We start from the raw sequence: 19,648 nt of genomic DNA, 5'->3' as shown, positions 1-19,648 counted from the left end.
CGCAGGGTAGGGCGGCGGCCAGCTCAGCGGTGGCGGCCCGGCACCCGGGCCTTCACCCGGCCGGCGTCCATGCGGACCTCGAGCTTCTCCTGCGGGTTCGCCGCCGGCCCGCGGCGCGGCTGGCCGTTGTCGAGGTCGAAGGCGGACCCGTGCCACGGGCACACCAGGCACTCGCTGCCGCGCACGGTCTCCACGGTGCCCTCGTCCAGCGGGCCGGACAGGTGCGAGCAGGCGCCGACGAAGACATCGACCCGCGCACCCCGGCGGACGACGGCCAGCGGTACCGACATGCTGCCGCCCTTGCCGGCGCGCATCGTCGGCCGGCCGTCGGGCAGGTCGTCGAGCGGCCCCAGGTCCACCCAGTCGGTGCTCAGCGCGCGGACGGCGGTCGCCGCGTGCGACGCGCCGGAGGACTGCGCGTAGGACATGTGCCCGCCGATCGCGGCCGAGCTGCCGGCCACGCCCAGCCCCGCGTAGGCCAGCGCGCGACCCAGCGTGCCGCGGCCACGGGCGCGGGCCACCAGCGACCCGGTGTAGAGCCCCAGCGCCGCCGTGTTCATCAGGGCGTGCAGCGCGCCGAGCCGGCGGACCCCGGCGCCCTGCTCCGACCAGTCCGCGGCACCCGACAGGGCGGCCGGCACGGAGGCGGCGACGCCGGTGCCGATCAGCACGGTGGCCGCGGGCCGCAGCGGCGGCACGGCGTCCAGCAGGCCGGCGGACACCCAGCTACCCACGGGGACCTGCACCAGCACCGGGTGCAGCGGATGCCCCAGCCAGGTGCCGTGGAGGACGTCCTTGACCGCGCTCGGCATGCCCTGGACGGCACGCCGGGCCGGCTCGATGGCCTTGTCGAACGCCGTCACGTCCGCGATGCGGTCCAGGAAGCCCATGAGACTCATGGGCGGCCCCTACCCCCGTGACGCCGGCCCGACGCACGGGACTACGGCGACTGCGCCGAGGCACTCACAGGTGACCGTGAGCAAGGACACGGGTGGATCCCAGCTCCACCAGGCATGTAAAGAGGTGACAAGGGTTCTTCCACGGAGAATCCTTGTCCCACCGTCCCACCCACCCGGCCGAAGGACCCCCGTGACCTGCGCATCCCTGCTCCGCCGCGGCCAGGCCGCCGACACCGTCGGTGACCTGCCGGACGCGACGGCGCCCCGGGACCGCACGGTGCCCGACCGGCTGACCGCCTGCCTGCGCGGGGACTCGATCCCCGCCCAGTTCCTGCGGTTCGTACTGGTCGGCGGGGCCAGCACCGTCGTCTACGCATTGCTCTTCGTCGCCGGGCACGGCTGGGGTTACCTGACGGCGCACCTGGTGGCGACGGCGGCGTCCACGGTGCTGGCCAACGAGTTGCACCGCCGGCTGACCTTCCACGCCGACGAGCGGGTGCACTGGTTCACCGCGCAGTGGGAGGCCGGCGGCGTCACCGTCCTCGGCCTGCTCGCCACGAGCACCGCCCTGGGTCTGCTCGACGCCCTCACCGCGGACAACCAGCCCGTCCTGCAGATCGCGACGGTCGTCGGCGTCACCGCCTTCATCGGCCTCCTGCGGTTCATCGCGCTGCGCTGGATCTTCCGCCCGGTCCCGGCGCGCACCTGACGCGCCGTCGGAGCCGATCTTGCTCTCCGGGCATCGCCTAGCCTGTGTCCGGTGAGCGAGCCCACCGCGTCGACGTCCCCGTGGCCGGGCCGTGCCCGCGCGGCCGGACTCTGGTCGGTGCGGGTCGCGCTCGCGCTCGCCGGGGCGCTCGTGGCCGTCCTGCTGCTCGCGAAGGTCTCCGCCCCCATCGGCCCCTTCGACGCCACGCTCTCCTTCCGCCCCGGGTCCGGCGGGGCCGAGGTCGCCGTCCCCCCGCTGGGCTCCCTCGCGGTCGACGCCTACGACGGCCCGCTGCGTCTGGACATCTCCTTGCAGTCGGTCGACCAGGCCCGCGCGCAGGCGCTGGCCACCGACCCCGTGAGGCTGGCCGGCGTCGTCGACCGGGTGACGGCCGACCTGCAGTCGGCCGTCGTCCGGCTGGTCTGGGTCACCGTGCTGGTGGCGCTCGCCGGCGCGGCGCTCACCTCCTGGGCGGTGCTGCGCCGGCGCCGGGAACCGCTGATCGCCGTCGGCGTCACCGCGGCGCTGCTGGCCGGTACCGGCGGCCTGGGGGCCGCGACGTGGCGGCCGGAGGCGCTGTCCCAGCCGACGTACACCGGCCTGCTGGTCAACGCCAACAGCCTGATCGGCAGCGCGCAGGACCTCGTGGCCCGGTTCGACGCCTACCGGGCGTCGCTGGAGGACCTGGTGGCCAACGTCGGCACGCTCTACGCCACGCTCTCCGCCCTGCCCACCCCCAGCAACACCGCCGACTCGGTGGTCCTGCTGCACATCTCCGACATCCACCTCAACCCGGCGGGCTTCGACCTGACCCGGCAGGTCGCGGAGAAGTTCGACGTCGACGGCATCCTCGACACCGGGGACCTCACCGACTGGGGCTCCGAGCCCGAGAACCGGCTGATCACCGCCGTGGGCGACCTCGACGTCCCGTACGTCTACATCCGCGGCAACCACGACTCGGCCACCACGGCGGGGATCCTGGCCGCCCAGCCCAACGTCACGGTCCTGGACGACTCGGCCGTGACCGTCGCCGGCATCCGCATCGTCGGCGCGCCCGATCCCCGGTTCACCCCCGACAAGAGCACGGGTGACGACGACGCCGGGGTCGACGTCCTGGAGCGCTCCGGCGAGGAGCTCGCCGCCTACGCCCGCACGCTCGCCGAGGACCCTGCGATCGCGCTGGTCCACGACCCGAAGCAGGCGCCGCCGCTGGACGGGCTGGTGCCGCTGGTGCTGGCCGGGCACACGCACGACCGGCAGGTGGAGGAGCTCGAGGACGGCACCCTGCTGATGGTGCAGGGCTCCACCGGCGGCGCAGGCCTGCGGGCGCTCGAGGGCGAGTACCCCGAGCCGCTCACCTGCACGGTGCTCTACCTCGACCCGGAGACCGGGGCGCTGCAGGCCTACGACGACATCACGCTCGGCGGGCTGGGGGCGACCGAGGTCACCGTGGAGCGCACCCTCGTCGCCGCGGACCCCGCGGCGACCGGCGCGGAGGCCCCGGCGGACGGGACGGACGGGGCGGAGCTCCCGGCCGACGGCGGAGCGGCGGGCCCGCCGTCCCCCGCAGACGGGCCGCTGGCGCCTGCCTCCCCGGCGGACTGAGCAGCGGGTCCTACGCTCGCGGCATGACGTCGACGACCCGCGCCGCCCGGTTCGCCGCAGGAGCCCTCGCCGGCTGCCTCTCCCTCGCGGCCCTCACCGGCTGCAGCTTCTCGTCGCAGAACGTCTCCTGCAGCGGGGGCACCTGCACGGTGACGCTCTCCGGCCAGGGCGCGGAGGCCGAGATCCTCGGCACCACGCTCTCCTTCGACAGCGTGCAGGACGGCCGCGCCTCGCTGAGCGTCGGAGGGACGACGGTCTCCTGCGCCCAGGGCGAGAGCGTGGCCGCCGGCCCGCTGGAGCTCGCCTGCTCCAGCGTCACCGACGACTCCGTCGAGCTGCGGGCCACCGTCGGCTGAGCGGCGCGGCCCGCGCGCCCCGGCTCAGCCCGGGTGCGCGACCTCCACCACGACGCGGGCCGGGGCCTCCAGCGGGTACACCCGGAACGGCGCCTGGGCGCGGGTCCCGACGAACGACGTCGTGACCCCCTCGAACGTCGCCGCGAAGGCCACCTCGGTGACCACCTCCGTACCGGAGCCGGGCACCGGCCCCGCTGCGGCGAACTCCTCGACCCCGGTGTCGTAGGGGTAGCCGGCACCGGTGATCCGGACCTGCAGGACGGCGTCGCCGGCCAGCTCGATCTCCTGCCCGCGACCCGGCTCCGTCGCGCGGTCGACGTACCGGACGTCCCAGCCGGGGGTCCCGGTGCCACCGACCTCGAAGACCACCCGGTCGTAGCCCTCGTGGAGCCCGACCCGCACGTCCCGCACGGTGACCCGCGCGTCGGCGGACGGTTCGGCGGTCTCCGGTGCCGCGTCGACGGCGGCGGACTGCGGCGCTCCGGACGTGGGGGTACCGGGCTCGCCCGCAGGGTTCGTCGACGGGGTGCTCACCGGCGCGCTGCTCGTGGTGGGGACGGCGGACGACGACTCCCCCACGTCCGCCGTCCCGGCGCACCCGGAGAGGGCCACGAGGAAGGCGACGACGGCGGGGAGGACTACCTGGGGACGGGCGCGCACGCGACACAGCCTCGCACCCGGGGACCCCCGCGCGGAGGAGGCGCGAGGGGCATGTATTGTTCTCGCTGCCCCCGGCGAACACGAGCCCCCATCGTCTAGCGGTCCAGGACGCCGCCCTTTCAAGGCGGTAGCACGGGTTCGAACCCCGTTGGGGGCACGCACCACCAGCAAGGCCCTGTAGCGCAGTTGGTTAGCGCGCCGCCCTGTCACGGCGGAGGTCGCGGGTTCGAGTCCCGTCAGGGTCGCTCTCCGGTGAGATCACCGGGAGGGGCAGGTAGCTCAGTCGGTACGAGCGCTCGCCTGAAAAGCGAGAGGTCGGCGGTTCGACCCCGCCCCTGCCCACACTTCCACCCCACGGGCCCGGCAGCTGCCGGGCCCGTCGTCGTTCATGCCCAGCTGCGGTCCGCCACGACCTGCGCGTACACGTCGCCGTGCACCTCGCGGACGGCGTCGCGCTGCTCCTCGCGCCAGCCGCGGTCGGCCGGTCGCGGCATCGGCCGGGTCAGCGCCGCACCGATCGCGGCCGCCAGCGACACCGGGTCCAGCCCGGTGCGCTCGTCGTTGGTGTAGGGCACCACGTCCGACCACTGGTCGGTGAACCACCCGCAACTCGGCGCCACCACCCGGGTGCCGACGTCCCGGCAGATCTCCACGTCCGGCGAGTGCGTCCCGCACCGCTCGGGGAGCACCGCCACGTGCAACTGCTGGAGCTGGCCGGCCCACTCCCCTTGGCCGTACCGGACGATCTCCAGCTCGCCGTCGTCCGCGAGGGCGACGATCCCCGGGTCCAGCGCCGGGGCGACCGCCGCATCGACCAGGACGCGCAGCCGGCCGCCGCCCGACAGCGCGCCGGACAGCGCCGCGCGGACCATCCCCCCGGGGTCGGGGACCGCGCTGGACGCCGGGCCGACCCGCACGCCGACCAGCCCGCGCTCGGCGCCCAGGTCGGGGTCGGGGACGGCGAGGGACGGGTGGGCCACCACGATCGCCGTCCGCCCGTAGCGCTCGGCGATCTCGTCGGCCGCGCCGACCGTCAGGGTGAGGACCACCTCCGCGGTGGCGAGCACCGCTGCGAGGTGGGCCTCCGACGGTGCCGACGGGGGCCCCGGGTCCCGGAGCTGGTGGACGGTCACGACCAGCGGGATGCCCAGCCGCTGCAGCTCCTCGGCCCACGCCTCGGGCTCCGGGACCTCCACGGGGCCGTGCCCGGCGTGCAGGTGCACGACGTCGACCTCGGCGGCGTGGGCGGCCAGGTGCGCCCGGTCCAGCCACGGGCTCGGTTCCCCGGGACCAGCCACCCGGACCGCCCCGGGGGGCAGCACGGCGTCGACGTAGGGCCCGGTGTGCGGGATGGACACCACCCGGATTCCGGCCCCGGGCGTCGGGGACAGCCCCGGGAGCGGGGGTTCTGCGTGCGTCACGCGGCGGCGGATCTCCTCGTGCGGTCGAGCCTCGCGACGGCACCGCGGTACCGCTCGACGTCCTCAGCGCCCACCGACGTCCTTGCGGCTGCGCCGGTCCTGCCTACCCCACCGATCTCACGTGCAACCCGTGATCAACTCCATCGGGTGATCCTGCGCGACCGGCGTGTCACGAGCCGACCCGGCGCGCGGTCACGTACGCCGGCTCCCGGAAACGGGCCAGCGGGCCGTCGGCCACCAGGCCCGGCGGCGGGTTGCAGACCGCGTCGAAGCGCAGCGCGGTGTCCAGCGGGTGGTGCGCCCCGGTGGCCCGCAGCGTGGCGAAGGGCCGCCAGGCCTGCGCCCCGGGTGCGACCGCCAGCGTGAAGGCGACGGCGCCGGCCTCCGCGGCGGCCGCCACCGGTTCGGGATCCGACGGCAGCGACGGGACGTCGGGGAAGGCGGCCAGGCGCACCGGCCCGGCGGCCGACCGGTAGGCCATGATCGAGCCGTAGGTGGCCGCCGCGTCCGCCCGGAGCACCGGTACCCGCCGCGTCAGCACGCCACGGCCGCACGTCGAGAGCAGCAGGTCCACCGGTGCGCCGTCGGTACCGGTCGACCGGATGGCCAGCCCCAGGACGTCGGGCAGCGGGGCCGGGAGCCCGGCACCGCGGGAGAACCGGACCAGGGCCCCGGTGGTGCCGCTCCCGTCCAACCACGGCACCCCTAGCGGCGGCCCGGCCCCGTACCGCTCCAGGACGGCGTCGAGCACCGCGCCCCGCGGGTGGATCGGCCGGCCGTGCCGCCACCGCGCCACGGCACCCAGCGGCCCCGCCACCAGCCGCCCCGCACCTGCCACCAGATCCGGCACCGCATCCTCCACTCCGTCGACGGCGGCTGACCTACCCCGCAGGTACCGGCCACGCACCGGCTCGTGGTGGCGTGCGCCACCACGGTGTCGGCGAGACGTGCCGAGACCGGCGCGGCCTGGTGGGGGAACCGCGGGTGAACTCTGCGGAACTCGCGGCACATCTTCGGAGACTTCTGCCCGGTGACAGCGCGGGATCGGGCGCCTACGTTGAGCACATGCTCTCGACGTTCCTGGTCATCGGCGGTGTGCTGGTCGGTCTGCTCGTGCTGCTGGCCGTGATCGTGAGCCTGAGCGCCCGCCCCGCGACCACCAGCCGCGGCCCGCAGGACGGACCGCGGACGCCGGACTGGGCCGCCGACGCCGGCCGGCCGCACCCCGACGCCTGGTCGACCCCGACCGTCTCCACCAGCGAGATGCCCGCCGTCCGCTGACACCACGAGCCCGGGTCCCGGCGGCTGCGTCCTCGCGCCGCCGGGACCCGCGTGCGTCCGACCCCCCGGCCGCGTCCGGGTCTGGCGGAGCGAGCTGACGTGGCGCCGCGCCGTGGTGCGGCTGACGTCAGCCGGAGCGGCTGGACCTCAGCCGGTGATGAGCTCGGCGGCCCGCTCCCCCACGAGCACCGCGGTGGCGGCCGGACCTCGGCTGGGCACCTGCGGCAGCACCGAGGTGTCGGCCACCCGGAGCGCCTCGACGCCCCGCACCCGGAGCTCCTGGTCGACCACGGCCCCCGGGTCGCTGTCCGGGCCCATGGGTACGCTCCCGGAGAGGTGCACGGCGGTGGTCAGGCGGGCGGCGATCCAGGCGTCGAGCGCGGCATCGTCGGCGAGCACCGCCCCCGCCGGCTCGGCCGCAGGCGCGCCGACCTCGGCCAGTGCCCGGGTGCGCAGCAGCTCCGCCGCCAGGCGCACGCCCTCGCGCATCCGCCGGCGGTCGGCCGCCTCGACCAGGTGGCCGTACTCCACGACGGGCGGAGCGTCCGGGTCCTCGGCGAGCACCAGCCGCCCCCGGCCCACCGTGCGCTGCAACGCGACCCCGACCTCGACCACCACGCCCTCCGGCGCCGCGCGGCCGGTCATGACCTGCGCGAACGGCGCCAGCCACGGCAGCACCTCGAGGTCACCGGGGACCTCCGCCTCCGTGGAGCTCGCGTGCAGGACGCCGTCCAGCGGTGAGCGGCCGGGCGGCGCGCCGGTGCCCGGGCGGGCGCGGAAGGGCAGGTAGACCAGCGGGTGGTCCGAGCAGCGGGAGCCCACACCGAGCGCGGCCACCTGCACGTCGATACCGGCGGCGCGGAGCCGGCCGGGCGGGCCGATGCCGGACAGCATGAGCAGGTGCGCCGACCCCACCGCCCCGGCCGAGAGCACCACCTCGTCGGCGCGGACGTCACCGGCCGTCGTCCGCACCCCCACCGCGCGGGCCCGCTCGACCAGCACCCGGAGCACGCGGACGTCCCCGCGGACGGTGAGCGCGGGGTGCCCCCGCCGAGGGGCCAGGTAGGCCGCGGCCGTGCTGATCCGCACACCGTCGGCCACGTTGCGCGGCAGCGGGCCGTAGCCGGGGGGCGCGCCGGCGTTCTTGTCCGGCTCCGCGGGCAGCCCCATCTCGGCGGCGGCAGCGGCGAACGCCTCCGCGAGAGGCGGCCCGCCGGCGGGGCGGGTGACCGGCAGCGGCCCGTCGGCGCCGTGCCCGGGGCGGTGGCCGTACTCACGGTCGCTCTCCAGCCGGCACAACGCCGGGAGCAGCCGCTCCCAGGCCCACAGGTCGTTGCCCGCGGCGGCCCACCCGGCGGCGTCCGCGGGCGTCGGGCGCACGAAGTAGCCGGCGTTGACGGCGCTGGAGCCGCCGGTCACGCGACCCCGGGGCACCCGGACCTCCCGACCTCCGGGGAGCAGCCCGGGCAGGTCCCAGTTGGCCGGGTGGCCGCTCACCGCGGCGCGCAGCGTGGCCGCGTCGCGCAGCTCGGCGGGCGCCGCCGCCGGGTCGGGGTGGTGCGCGCCGGCCTCCAGCAGCAGCACCCGCCGGCCGGCATCGGCCAGCCGGGCCGCGAGCGGGCAGCCCGCCGTGCCCGCGCCGACCACGACGACGTCCCAGTGCTCAGCCACCGGGGAGACCCAGCGCCCCCGGCAGGTCCAGCCGGCGCACCTTGCCGGTCGACGTGCGGGGCAGCTCGGCCAGCGGGTGCAGCGACTTCGGGCGCTTGGCCGGGGCCAGCCGCGCGCGGGCCCAGCCCGCCAGCTCGCCGGCGTCGGCGGGGCCCACGTAGGCGGCGACCACCCGCTGGCCCCAGTCCGGGTCGGGGACGCCGAACACCGCGCTCTCCACGACCCCCGGGTGCGCGTCGAGGACCGCCTCCACCTCGGCCGGGTACACGTTCACGCCGCCGGAGATCACCAGGTCCTCACGCCGGCCGTCCAGCCAGACGGTGCCGTCGGCGTCCACCCGGCCCAGGTCCCCGACGGTCACCCGGTCGCCCCGCCACGCCGCCGCCGTCTTGTCCGGGGCCCGCCAGTACTGGAACCGGGCCCAGCGGGGGACGGCGCACCACAGCTGCCCGCGGTCGTCGGTCTCCAGCCGCCGCCCGGGGCGGGCCCGGCCCACGCTGCCCGGGTGGGCCAGCCAGTCCTCGGGCGAGCAGACGGTGAACTGCGCCTCCGTGGAGCCGTAGAACTCCCAGACGCTGCCGGCGGGCAGCGCCGCGAGGACGGCCCGCTTCAGCGGCTCGGGGCAGGGCGCGCCGGCGTGCACCAGCCGGCGGAACGAGGACCAGTCGACGTCGTCCCGCGCGAGCAGCCGCTGGAGGTGGGTGGGGACGCAGAACGCCGTCGTCGGCCGGAGGGTGGAGAGCACCCGCGCCGCACGGGCGGCCTCGAAGGGTCCGGGAAGGAGCACCTCGCCACCGGCGAGCAGCGTGTGGACGGCGAAACGCAGTGGCGCGCTGTGGTGCAGGGGGGAGAGCACGACGTGCCGGTCCCCGGGCCCGAACTGCCACAGGTCGATCTCCTCGCCGGCCAGGGCGCGCGCGTCGGCCTCGGCGAGGACGCCGGACCACACGCCCTTGCGCCGGCCGGTCGTGCCGGAGGTGTAGTGCATGGGCCGCGCCAGCGGCACCGGGGCGAGCGGTGCCTCGGCTGCGCCGAGCAGCCGCTCGGGCTCGGGGCCGACGTCCAGCGCGGGATCGGCGTCGGCGGCCAGCGCCGCGCGCTCCGCGGCAGGGAGCGCCGGGTCGAGCACCACGGGCACGATCCCGGTGCGCAGGGCCCCGAGGACGACGGCCAACAGCGCGGGCGAGGCCGCCGCCGACACCAGCAGCCGGTCCCCCTCCCGGACGCCGGCCGCGGCCAACGCGGCGGCGGCGCGCCGCTGGTCGCGCTCGCTGCCGGCCGCCGTCACGACGGGGACGTCGGTCACGCCGGCCGCACCCCGCCGTCGCCGGCGAGCTCCACGCGCCCCTCGGCGGCGAGCTTGTCCAGGGTGGCCCGGGTCGACTGCGCGGCAGCCGGCCAGACCTCGCGCGGCACGTCGGCGTAGATCGAGGCGACCAGCTCGTCGACGCTGCCGGCGCCGGCGGCGAGCGCGTCGAGCAGCTGCTGCTCGCGGTACGCCCGGTGGGCGAGGTAGTACTCCAGCACCGCACCGGGGTCGGTGGTCAGCTCCGGGCCGTGCCCGCAGTAGAGGGCGCTGGGGCCCAGGTCGTGCACCCGGCGCAGCGACTTGAGGTAGGCCACCACGTCACCCTCGGGGTGGGTGACCACCGAGGTCCCGCGGCCGAGCACGTGGTCGCCCACCAGCACGGCGCCCGACTCCAGGCGGAACGCCAGGTGGTCGGCGGTGTGCCCCGGGGTGCCGACGACATCGACCGCCGTCCCGGCGAGCGCGAGCCGGTCCCCCGGCGCCAGCAGGCGCCCCGCCGGCCCTGCGACGTCCCCGGAGGCCGCGGCGACGGGCGCGCCCAGCCGGGCACCCCAGGGCAGCGCCGCCTCGGCGTGGTCGCCGTGGTGGTGGGTGACCAGGACCGCGACGCAGCGCGCCGCCCGCGCGGCGAGCACCGCCTCCACGGCGGCCAGGTGCGCGGGGTCGTCGGGCCCGGGGTCGACCAGCACGGCCTGCCCGCTCCCCGGCGCGCCCACCACGTAGGTGTTCGTGCCGTCGAGGGTCATCGGCGAGGGGTTGGGGGCCAGCACGCGGGTGACCAGAGGCTCCAGCTCGGCGGTGCGCGGCAGCGCACCGGGCGCGGGGAGCCCCCACGAGGCGCGCGGATCGGTCGGGACGGCCACGTCGGGCACGCTAGCCGCGCACCTCCCGGGACGCGCAGCCGGCCGCTACCCTCCGCCCATGCGCCGCTCCCTGCTCCGCTCCGGCCTGCTCCCCGCCGCGACCGCCCTCGCCCTGCTCGCCGGCTGCGGGGGATCGGACGGCGAGGACACCACCGCGTCCGACGCGACCACCTCGTCCGCGGCGAGCTCCGCCCCCGAGGAGACCTCCGCGCCCGGGACCTCGGCGGCCGCCGGCAGCGAGTTCTGCACGGAGGCGGCCGGCATCCGGGAGCGGCTCACCGGCAGCGCCACCGCCGGGAACCCCGCCGACCTGCCGCAGCTCTTCCGGGACGCGGCGCAGGAGATCCGGGAGATCGAGGCGCCCGAGGAGCTCGCCACCTCCTGGAGCGCGCTGGCCGACGGCGCCGAGCAGATCGCGACCACCCTGCAGGACATCGACCTCAGCGACCCGAACGCGCTGACCACCCTCCAGGAGCGGCTCGCCCCACTGGAGCAGGAGCTGGGCCAGGCCTCCGACGACGTGGAGCGGTACCTGGTCGAGGAGTGCGGGCTGGCGCTGCCCACCGAGGAGACCGCACCGACCACCTGATCGCCGCGGCCGCCGGCTCATCCGCCGCAGCCGCCGACGAACACCCCGCGCGCGTTGAGCCACGGCACCGGGTCCACGTGGCCGCCGTACATCCGCCCGCTCGGGTGGACCTCGAAGTGCAGGTGCGGGCCGGTGGACTGCCCGCGGTTGCCCACCTCGGCGATCCGCTGCCCGGCGGACACCCGCTCGCCGGCGGAGACGAAGTACCGGTTGACGTGGCCGTACACGGTGACCGCGCCGTCGTCGCCCTCGATGTAGACCGCGTAGCCGAAGCCGGTGGCGGTGCCGGCGCGCCGGACGACACCGCCGGTGACCGCGTACACGCTCGTCCCGATGGGAGCGGCGATGTCCACGCCCCCGTGCAGGGCTCCCCAGCGCCAGCCGTAGCAGCTGGACACCCGGCCCGACGTCGGCTTGACGTAGCCCGAGCCGCTGACCGCGCCGCCACCACCGGTGTTGCCGCCGCCGCCGGCGTCGGCACGGTTGCGGGCCGCCTCCGCCTCCGCCTCGGCCTCGCGGGCTGCGCGCTCGGCCGCCTCCCGGGCGGCGGCCTCCTCGGCCGCCTTCTGCGCGGCCCACTGGTCGTAGGCGTTGCGCGCACCCTGCAGCTCGAGGAGGTGGATCTGCGCCGCCTGGAGCTGCTGCTCGTACTGCGCCTTCTGGCTCTCGATCTCGGCGTAGGCGGCCTGCTGGGTGGCCAGCTGGGCATCGGCCTGCGCCTTCGCCGCCTCCGCGGTCTCCTCCGCGGCCGCGCGCTCGTCCCGGGTGGCTCGCGCGCTCGACTCGGCGTTGGCCTGCCGGACCCGGGCGATCTCGAACTCGCCGAGGACGTCGAGCTGGTTGGCCGCGACGTAGTCGAGCATCGCGGCGCGCTGGATCAGCTCGCCGGGGCCCTCGGCATCCAGCAGGGCCGCGGAGCTGGTCAGGCTGCCGCCGTTCATGTAGCTGTCCCGGGAGAACTCCGCGATCCGCCGGGCCGCGGCCGCGACCGCCTCGTCGGCGGCCCTCAGCTCGGCGGCCGCCCGGTCCGCGGCCTCCTGGGCCAGCTGCAGCTCCTCCACCGCGGCCTCGTAGGCGGTCCCGGCGGCCTCGGCCAGGACGCCGACGCGCTCCAGGTCGGCCTCGGCGGTGGCGACCAGGGCACGGATCCGGCCCACCTCCGCGGCGGCCGCGTCCTGCTGGCTCCGCGCCGCACCGAGCTGGCTGTCGCTCGGGTTGGGCGGGGGCGACGGGACGGCGACCGCGGGCGCGGCGGTGAGCACCAGCGCGGCTCCGGCGACGACCCCGACGAGGGCGGTGCGCAGCGGGCGGGGTGAGCGGCCCGCGACGGGCCGGCGGCGGCCGGCCCGCGGAGTCGCCGGTCCGTGCGGACGGCGCTGGGACATGTGCTCGCTCCCTGGGGAAGAGGGTGGGGCGATCTGGCCTGCGAACGGTCCCACCGTCACCGGTAGTCACAAAGGCAACACGCGGAGCCCCCGCCACGGCGCACTGAGAACGCTCGGTGACCGTTTCGACGCGATCGGTATGTCGACACCGGTGCCCGCCGAACTCCGGTGCTCAGCCGCCGGGCCGCTCCAGCTCGTGCGCGAGGGCGTCCAGCTCGGCCCCGCCCGCCATCAGGCGGGTCAGCTGCTCCCGGCTGATGTCGGCCTTGGCGAACTCCCCGAGGCTGCGTCCCCGGTTGAGCACCAGGAAGCGGTCCCCGACCGGGTGGGCGTGGTGCGGGTTGTGCGTGATCAGCACGACGCCGACCCCACGGTCACGGGCCTGCGCGACGTACCGCAGCACCACGCCCGCCTGCTTGACCCCCAGCGCGGACGTCGGCTCGTCGAGGATGAGCACGCGCGCGCCGAAGTGCACCGCCCGCGCGATCGCCACCGACTGCCGCTCACCGCCGGAGAGCGTCCCCACCGGCTGGTCCGGGTCGCGGATGTCGATCCCCATCGCCGCGAGCTCGCGCCGGGTGGTCTCCTTGGCGCGGGCGACGTCGAAGCGGCGGAGCGGCCCCCACCCGCGGGTGGGTTCGGCGCCGAGGAAGAAGTTCCGCCAGATCGACATCAGCGGGATCATGGCCAGGTCCTGGTAGACCGTCGCGATGCCGGCGTCCAGCGCCTCCCGCGGCGAGCCGAAGCTCACGGGTGCGCCGTCGAGCAGCACCGCGCCGCGGTCGGCCGGGTGCACGCCGGCGAGCACCTTGATCAGGGTCGACTTCCCGGCGCCGTTGTCGCCCAGGACGCAGGTGACCTCCCCCGCGCGCACGGTGGCGTCGATGCCGTCGAGCGCGATGACCGAGCCGTAGTCCTTGCCGACGCCGCGCAGCTCCAGCAACGGCGGGGTGGGTGGGGGCGTCATCGGCGGGGTGGGTGGGGACGTCACCGCCGCGCCGCCTCGGCGTAGCGGCGGACCAGCCGGTTGGCGAGGACGGCGAGCAGCAGCATCGCCCCCAGGAAGAAGTAGAACCAGTCGGCGTCCCAGCGCAGGTACGGGATGCCCAGCAGCGTCATGCCGAAGATCAGCGCGCCGAGGGCGGCGCCGACCGCCGAACCGAACCCACCGGTGAGCAGGCACCCGCCGATCACCGCCGCGACGATGTAGATGAGCTCCTGGCCGATCCCGGTGTTGGCCTGCACCGACGTGAGGCGCACCGCGAGCGTCGTCCCGACGAACCACGCCGCGGCCGCCGTCGTCATGAACAGCGCGATCGTCGTGCGCCGCGCCGGCACCCCGACGTTGCGCGCGGCGACCTCGTCCCCGCCGGTGGCGAAGACCCAGTTGCCGAAGCGGGTCCGCAGCAGCACCCAGCTGGCCAGCGCGGTGAACAGCACCCACCAGAGGACGGCCACCCGCACCTCGGCCCCGAGGATCTGCACGCGCGAGGCGAAGACCCACTCCGCGACGGCATAACCCGGCGCGTCGTCGATCCCCCCGACGGTGACCGTGCCGGTGAACAGCTTGGTCAGACCGAGGTTCAGGCCCTGCAGCATCAGGAAGGTGCCGAGCGTGATGATGAAGCTCGGCAGGCGGGTGCGGGTGACCAGCCAGCCGTTGGCGAAGCCGATCGCCAGGGCCAGCACCAGGGCGGCGCCGATGGCGACCCAGATGCTCTGGCCCAGTTCCGTGGCCACGATCCCCACGGTCAGCGCCGTCGTCCCCGTCATCACGCCGGCGGAGAGGTCGAAGTGCCCGCCGATCATCAGCAGCGCGACCGCCACCGCCATGATGCCGAGCGTCGACGCCGGGTCCAGCCAGTTGGCGATGCCGCGCGGTGAGCGGAAGACCTCGGACTGGATGGCGAAGAAGGTGAAGACGACGACGGCACCGACCAGCGCGCCGAGCTCCGGCTTGACCAGCAGCCGGCGCAGCGGGCCGGGCGCGCTCAGCCGCTCGTCGACCCGCTCCCCGGCCGGAGCGGTGCCCGCCGGGGCGCTCAGCGGGTGCCCTCCGCGGCCAGGTCGGCGATCTCGTCGACGTTGTCAGCGTCGACGAAGCCCGGGCCGGTGAGGACCGGCTGCCCGCCACCGACGGTGTTCAGGTTCTCCGCGTAGAGCTTCAGCATCACGACCGGCAGGTAGCCCTGCTCGTACTGCTGCTGGTCGACGGCGAAGGAGATGTCGCCGTCCCGGATCCCGCTGATGACGTCCTCGTTGAGGTCGAACGTCGCCACGCGGGCCTCCGACCCGGCGTCCGCAGCGGCCTCCACCGCCACGGGGGCGAGCGCGGAGTTCAGCGTGAGCACCGCGTCGATGCCGGGGTCGCTCTGCAGCTGGGAGGCGATCGTCGACTGCGCGCCGGTGAGGTCGTTGATGTCGACCTGGACCACCGAGAAGGCCTCCGCCGCCCCGCCCGCCTCGGCGAAGCCCTGCGCGGCGCCCGAGCAGCGCTGGTCCAGCCCGATGTTGCCGGCCTCGTGGACGACGCAGAGCACGCTGGTGGCGCCGTCCTCGGCCAGCCGCTGACCAGCGCCCTGGCCCGCGACCACCTCGTCCTGGCCGACGTGGCCGATCGCGCCGAACTCCGCGGAGCGGTCTCCGCCGGAGTTGATGGTGACGACCGGGATGCCGGCATCGACCGCCACCTCGATCGAGTCCTGCAGGGCGTCCGGGTTGGCCATCGAGACGACGATGCCGTCCACGCCCTGGTTCACCGCGGCGTCGATGAGCTGCGCCTGGCGCTGGGGATCCCCGTCGCTCTGGTAGTCGACGTCGATGCCGAGGTCCTCGCCGGCCGCCTCGGCACCGTTCTGCACGACGTCCCAGAAGGCGTCGCCGGCCGAGCCGTGCGTGACCACCGCGACGCCGAGGTCGCCGCCCCCGCCGCCCGAGGTCTCCCCGCCCCCGCCACCGCCGCCGTCCGTGGTGCACGCCGAGAGGATGAGGGGCGCGGCCACGGCCAGTGCCAGCAGTCGCTTCGGTGCGGCCATCGGGTTCCTCCTGTGCTCGCGGGCGCGGGCCCCCGCGTCCGTTCCGCCCAGGATCATGCCCCGCGCGCTCGCGGCCCCGCCGTCGGAGGCTCCCGGCGGGGCGCTCCGCACCGTCCGGGCGGCCTAGTCTCTCGTCGTGGACGTGCTGGCATCCGGTCATGAGCAGGTCGTCTTCTGCAGCGATCACGGGTCGGGGTTGAGGGCGGTCATCGCCATCCACTCGACCGCGCTCGGGCCGGCGCTCGGGGGAACGCGTTTCTACCCCTACGCCGACGAGGACGCGGCGGTGGCCGACGTGCTGCGGCTGTCGGCCGCCATGACGTACAAGAACAGCCTGGCGGGGCTGGACCTCGGCGGCGGCAAGGCCGTGATCATCGGCGACCCGCGCACCGACAAGACCGAGGCGCTGCTCCGGGCCTACGGGCGGTTCGTGGAGTCGCTGGGCGGGCGCTACCTCACCGCCTGCGACGTCGGCACCTACAACGCCGACCTGGACGTCGTGGCCCGCGAGACGCGCTTCGCGCACGGCCGGTCGGAGGCCTACGGCGGGTGCGGCGACTCCTCCGTGCTCACCGCCTACGGGGTCTTCCAGGGCATGCGGGCGGCCGCCCAGCACTGCTGGGGGACCCCGTCGCTGGCCGGCCGCACCGTCGCCGTCGCCGGCGTCGGCAAGGTCGGCTCGTGGCTGGTGGACCACGTGGTGCAGGACGGCGCCGACGTGGTGGTCACCGACGTCGACCCCGGTGCCGTGGAGCGGGTGCGGACCCGGCACCCGCAGGTGCGCGCCGCCGCGGACACCGCCGCCCTGGTGCGGGCACCGCACGACGTCTACGCCCCCTGCGCCCTCGGCGGGGCGCTGGACGAGGAGACGGTGGCGGCGCTGACCGGCCGGATCGTCTGCGGTGGCGCGAACAACCAGCTCGCCGACCCGGGGGCGGCCGAGCGGCTGCGCGACCGCGGCATCCTGTACGCCCCCGACTTCCTGGTGAACGCCGGTGGCGTGATCCAGGTGGAGGACGAGCGGCACGGCTTCTCGTTCGACCGCGCGCGGGCAAAGGCGTCGGGGATCTTCGACGTCGCCCTGCGGGTGTTCGCCCTCGCCGACGCCGAGGGCGTGTCCCCCGCGGTCGCGGCCGACCGGCTGGCCCAGGAGCGGATCGACGCGGTCGGCCGGTTGGCCACGATCCGGCTCCCGCGCTGAGCGGCGGAGGGCTCGCCCACCTCCGGAGGGGGAGGGCGTGTGCCCCACGCCGATCCGTGTCGTAATGTTGTCCGAGACATAGTCACTCAGTCGGGGTCGCCACGCGGGCCGCATCAGCCGCTTGGCTGGGCCACCGCACTCCGTAATGAGGGGGTCGAGCCGATGGGGCGCGGCCGAGCGAAGGCCAAGCAGACACGCGTGGCCCGTGAGCTCAAGTACAGCTCACCGAACACCGACCTCTCCGCGCTGCAGCGGGAGCTGGCGGGTTCTCCGTCGACGTACACCGCGCCCAGCGCGGCGAAGGACGACGAGGACGAGGACGACGAGTACGCCGACCGCTGGGCGGACGACGACTCGGACGACGACTGGGCGGCCAGCCGCTAACGCGGACCAGCTCACCGTTCGTCTGCACGTACACGGCACCGCACCCCGAGGGTGCGGTGCCGTGGTACGCCGTGGCGATCGCCGGTCGGTCGAGGCTCGGCGATCGACCGGCCGACCGTCAGTGCCGGCACCCGCTCGCCATGCTCATGGCGGCATGACGTGGTGCATGCAGGCGGTGCCGGCCGACGCGGGTAGGCATCGCCGTCGCGGTGCCCCCCGGCGAGACGAGCCGGCGCGCAGGTAGGCGCCGCGACGACCTCCTCGCCGAGGGCATCGGAGCCGCTGTCACGGATTTCGACTCCACGACCGCCGGGGCGACGGCGCGCTCCAGACTTCCACCGGGTGACCGACATGGCGTGGGCGGGTCCGGCGACGGCCATGGCCGGCTCGGGTCCTCCGAGCGCGGCCACGGCCGCCGCGCGCACCTCAGGTCTGCGCGAGGTCGGGCAGACGCGCCCCGCTCCCGGACCCGGCGCTCCACGACGAACCGGGTCCCGTGGCCGGCCCGGCGAGGTCAGCGACCTCCTCGGTGGATCGGGGTGCGGTCATGCGGCCATCCGGTGCGAGCGGACCTGGAACGGCTGCAGGTCCAGCGCCGGCTTCCGATCCGCCACGACGTCGGCCAAGATCCGGCTGGAGCCACAGGCCATGGTCCAACCCATGTGCCCGTGGCCGGTGTTGTAGAACAGGTTGGCCTGCTTGCCGCGTCCGATGATGGGTGGGCCGTCCGGCGTCATGGGGCGCATGCAGGAGCGCATCCGGGCCCTGTCCCAGTCCACCGCGCCCGGGAAGATCTCCCTGCCCGTCTTGAGGATGTTGGAGAAGTCCGAGTACTTCCAGTCCCGGTTGAAGCCGGCGAACTCAGCGGTGGAGGAGATGCGCAGCTGGTCACCGAAGCGGGACCAGGCCACCAGCGTCGCCTCGTCCACACCGCCGACGGTCGGCGCCGCATCAGGATCGATGATGTCAGCGGTCAGGGAGTAGCCCTTCGCCGGGTACATCGGCAGCCGCTGACCGGCGGACCGCGCCAGGAACGGGCTCTGGATGCCGAGCGCCAGCACGTAGTTGTCAGCGGTGAGCAGGCCGGCGTCGGTCTGCACGCCGGTCACCCGGTCGCCGTCCACCACGAACCGCTGGGCGGTCACACCCAGCCGGAACTCAACTCCCATCGCCTGGCAGCGCGTGGCGAGTTCATTGGTGAACAGCTCGGAGTTGCCGCTCGCATCGGACGTGACGTGGATGGCTCCGGCGAAGGTGTCCCCCGCTGACGCGAACGCCGGATCCAGCTTGGCCACCTGCTCGGCGTCGAGGACGTCCATCGGGACGCCGTTGCGCCGGAGCAGGTCCATCTTCTTGACCCCGGTGTCGAGCTCCTCCTGGCTCCGGTAGAGGTAGGCCAGCCCCTTCTGGACGTGGTGGTAGTCGATCGACTCGGCAGTCGCGAGCTCGTCGAGCAGCCGCTGGCTGTAGAGGCAGAGCTCCAGCTTGACCAGCGTGTTGGCCTCGGCCCGCGTGGGGGTGCACTCGCGCAGGAACTGCAGGCCCCAGGTCACGAGCTTCGCGTCCAGGCGCGGCTTGACGCGGATCGCCGTCTTCTCGCCGCGCAGCGAGGCGAGCAGCATCTTGGGTGCGGCCGGGGAGGCCCACGCGAAGGAGTGGCCGGGGGCGATGAGGCCGGCGTTGCCGCCGGTGGCGTCGGTACCGAGGCTGTCGCGGCCCTCGACCACGACGACCTCGTGCCCTTCCTGCGCCAGGTAGTAGGCGGTGGTGACGCCGATGACGCCGCCTCCGAGGACGATGGTCTTCATGAGATCTCCGTAGGGGCTGAGCGGATCGCGAGGCGGATCCGGGAGCGGATCAGAGCGCGGCGACGGCCTGGATCTCGACGACCAGCCCGGGGAGGAGCAGGCCGGCGACGACGGTCGCGCGGGCGGGGCGGTGGTCACCGAACGCCTCGGCCCAGGCTTCGTTGAAGGCGCCGAAGTCGTCGAGGGAGGTGATGAAGACCGTGGCGGAGACGACGTCGGTCAGCTCGGCGTCGAACTCGGCGAGGATGGTCTTGATCCGCTCGATCGTGACCCGGGTCTGCTCGCGCATGTCGCCGGGAGCGACGACGTTGTTCTCCTCGTCGAGACCCACCTGGCCGGCGAGGTAGGCGAACCCGTTGGCGACGACCGCCTGGGAGTACGGCGCGATGGCGGGGCCGAGGGTGCTCGGGTTGTAGATCTTCAGGTCTGCGGACACGGGTGATCTCCGATCGTGGAAGGGGACGTGCGGGAA

At 75.3% G+C, this 19,648-nt stretch carries 20 protein-coding genes and 3 tRNA genes; 10 read left to right on the top strand and 13 right to left on the bottom strand.

Annotation, left to right across the window (positions count from 1 at the left end; all coding sequences use genetic code 11):
* Positions 1-23: 23 nt before the first annotated feature.
* Positions 24-899 carry a Rieske 2Fe-2S domain-containing protein gene (locus ACI79W_RS00695; RefSeq protein WP_456560166.1) on the bottom strand — a complete coding sequence of 292 codons (876 nt, stop codon included), beginning with the start codon at positions 897-899 and terminating at the stop codon, positions 24-26.
* 190 nt (positions 900-1,089) lie between these two features.
* Here ACI79W_RS00695 and ACI79W_RS00690 point away from each other — a divergent pair, with 190 nt between their 5' ends.
* Genes ACI79W_RS00690 through ACI79W_RS00680 form a run of 3 tightly spaced genes read left to right on the top strand, consistent with a single transcriptional unit; the run spans position 1,090 to position 3,569 of the window.
* Positions 1,090-1,608: a GtrA family protein gene (locus tag ACI79W_RS00690; RefSeq protein ID WP_456560165.1), complete on the top strand. Its 519-nt coding sequence runs from the start codon at positions 1,090-1,092 to the stop codon at positions 1,606-1,608.
* Between the two features lie 51 nt (positions 1,609-1,659).
* Complete coding sequence (locus ACI79W_RS00685) at positions 1,660-3,213, top strand: metallophosphoesterase family protein (protein WP_456560164.1); 1,554 nt, start codon at positions 1,660-1,662, stop codon at positions 3,211-3,213.
* A 23-nt stretch (positions 3,214-3,236) separates the two neighbouring features.
* Positions 3,237-3,569 (top strand): hypothetical protein, encoded by a 333-nt coding sequence (locus tag ACI79W_RS00680; protein ID WP_456560163.1) that lies wholly within the window; start codon positions 3,237-3,239, stop codon positions 3,567-3,569.
* A gap of 24 nt (positions 3,570-3,593) precedes the next feature.
* Here the strand turns inward: ACI79W_RS00680 and ACI79W_RS00675 are convergent, their stop codons facing one another.
* Positions 3,594-4,229, bottom strand: a complete 636-nt coding sequence (locus ACI79W_RS00675; protein ID WP_456560162.1) for an AMIN-like domain-containing (lipo)protein — start codon at positions 4,227-4,229, stop codon at positions 3,594-3,596.
* Between the two features lie 84 nt (positions 4,230-4,313).
* Here ACI79W_RS00675 and ACI79W_RS00670 point away from each other — a divergent pair.
* The 3 genes from ACI79W_RS00670 to ACI79W_RS00660 all read left to right on the top strand — a co-directional run bounded on the left by ACI79W_RS00670 (position 4,314) and on the right by ACI79W_RS00660 (position 4,571).
* Positions 4,314-4,386 (top strand) — tRNA-Glu (locus ACI79W_RS00670).
* 14 nt (positions 4,387-4,400) lie between these two features.
* Positions 4,401-4,474: transfer RNA gene (locus ACI79W_RS00665), tRNA-Asp, on the top strand.
* Positions 4,475-4,497: 23 nt separating this feature from the next.
* Positions 4,498-4,571, top strand: a tRNA-Phe gene (locus tag ACI79W_RS00660).
* 44 nt (positions 4,572-4,615) lie between these two features.
* Here the strand turns inward: ACI79W_RS00660 and ACI79W_RS00655 are convergent.
* Positions 4,616-5,587, bottom strand: a complete 972-nt coding sequence (locus ACI79W_RS00655; protein WP_456560161.1) for a hypothetical protein — start codon at positions 5,585-5,587, stop codon at positions 4,616-4,618.
* 232 nt (positions 5,588-5,819) lie between these two features.
* Positions 5,820-6,500, bottom strand: a complete 681-nt coding sequence (locus ACI79W_RS00650) for a phosphodiesterase (RefSeq protein WP_456560160.1) — start codon at positions 6,498-6,500, stop codon at positions 5,820-5,822.
* A gap of 215 nt (positions 6,501-6,715) precedes the next feature.
* Between ACI79W_RS00650 and ACI79W_RS00645 the strand changes: the two genes are divergently transcribed.
* Entirely contained in the window at positions 6,716-6,931 is a 216-nt protein-coding gene (locus tag ACI79W_RS00645; RefSeq protein WP_456560159.1) for a hypothetical protein, read from the top strand.
* Positions 6,932-7,078: 147 nt separating this feature from the next.
* Here the strand turns inward: ACI79W_RS00645 and mftG are convergent, their stop codons facing one another.
* Genes mftG through ACI79W_RS00630 form a run of 3 tightly spaced genes read right to left on the bottom strand, consistent with a single transcriptional unit; the run spans position 7,079 to position 10,774 of the window.
* Positions 7,079-8,602, bottom strand: a complete 1,524-nt coding sequence (mftG, locus tag ACI79W_RS00640) for a mycofactocin dehydrogenase MftG (RefSeq protein WP_456560158.1) — start codon at positions 8,600-8,602, stop codon at positions 7,079-7,081.
* A complete protein-coding gene (locus ACI79W_RS00635) occupies positions 8,595-9,908 on the bottom strand; it encodes a class I adenylate-forming enzyme family protein (RefSeq protein WP_456560157.1) in 1,314 nt (437 codons plus the stop codon). Before ACI79W_RS00635 ends, mftG begins: the two co-directional genes overlap by 8 nt.
* Entirely contained in the window at positions 9,905-10,774 is an 870-nt protein-coding gene (locus tag ACI79W_RS00630; protein ID WP_456560156.1) for an MBL fold metallo-hydrolase, read from the bottom strand. The genes ACI79W_RS00635 and ACI79W_RS00630 overlap by 4 nt, the downstream gene beginning before the upstream one ends.
* A gap of 58 nt (positions 10,775-10,832) precedes the next feature.
* Here ACI79W_RS00630 and ACI79W_RS00625 point away from each other — a divergent pair, with 58 nt between their 5' ends.
* Positions 10,833-11,363: a hypothetical protein gene (locus ACI79W_RS00625; protein ID WP_456560155.1), complete on the top strand. Its 531-nt coding sequence runs from the start codon at positions 10,833-10,835 to the stop codon at positions 11,361-11,363.
* Positions 11,364-11,380: 17 nt separating this feature from the next.
* Here the strand turns inward: ACI79W_RS00625 and ACI79W_RS00620 are convergent, their stop codons facing one another.
* From ACI79W_RS00620 to ACI79W_RS00605, 4 genes are all read right to left on the bottom strand, one after another.
* Entirely contained in the window at positions 11,381-12,748 is a 1,368-nt protein-coding gene (locus ACI79W_RS00620) for a M23 family metallopeptidase (protein WP_456560154.1), read from the bottom strand.
* A 172-nt stretch (positions 12,749-12,920) separates the two neighbouring features.
* Positions 12,921-13,715, bottom strand: a complete 795-nt coding sequence (locus ACI79W_RS00615) for an ATP-binding cassette domain-containing protein (protein ID WP_456560153.1) — start codon at positions 13,713-13,715, stop codon at positions 12,921-12,923.
* Positions 13,716-13,735: 20 nt separating this feature from the next.
* A complete protein-coding gene (locus tag ACI79W_RS00610; RefSeq protein ID WP_456560604.1) occupies positions 13,736-14,620 on the bottom strand; it encodes an ABC transporter permease in 885 nt (294 codons plus the stop codon).
* 170 nt (positions 14,621-14,790) lie between these two features.
* The gene (locus ACI79W_RS00605; protein ID WP_456560152.1) at positions 14,791-15,783 is read right to left on the bottom strand and encodes a sugar ABC transporter substrate-binding protein; all 993 of its coding nucleotides are present in this window, start codon (positions 15,781-15,783) and stop codon (positions 14,791-14,793) included.
* 136 nt (positions 15,784-15,919) lie between these two features.
* On the opposite strand from ACI79W_RS00605, the gene ACI79W_RS00600 reads away from it, so the two are divergent.
* Positions 15,920-16,984, top strand: coding sequence for a Glu/Leu/Phe/Val family dehydrogenase (locus ACI79W_RS00600; protein WP_456560151.1), 1,065 nt, complete (start codon positions 15,920-15,922; stop codon positions 16,982-16,984).
* A 162-nt stretch (positions 16,985-17,146) separates the two neighbouring features.
* Entirely contained in the window at positions 17,147-17,368 is a 222-nt protein-coding gene (locus tag ACI79W_RS00595) for a DUF3073 domain-containing protein (RefSeq protein ID WP_236828763.1), read from the top strand.
* Positions 17,369-17,913: 545 nt separating this feature from the next.
* On the opposite strand, the gene ACI79W_RS00590 is transcribed toward ACI79W_RS00595, so the two are convergent.
* Positions 17,914-19,176 (bottom strand): D-amino acid dehydrogenase, encoded by a 1,263-nt coding sequence (locus tag ACI79W_RS00590; RefSeq protein ID WP_456560150.1) that lies wholly within the window; start codon positions 19,174-19,176, stop codon positions 17,914-17,916.
* A 49-nt stretch (positions 19,177-19,225) separates the two neighbouring features.
* Positions 19,226-19,612, bottom strand: coding sequence for a RidA family protein (locus tag ACI79W_RS00585; protein WP_456560149.1), 387 nt, complete (start codon positions 19,610-19,612; stop codon positions 19,226-19,228).
* Positions 19,613-19,648: the final 36 nt, after the last annotated feature.

This window comes from Blastococcus sp. SYSU DS0533 (assembly GCF_054050775.1).
This window is presented reverse-complemented; position numbering and strand designations above follow the sequence as displayed.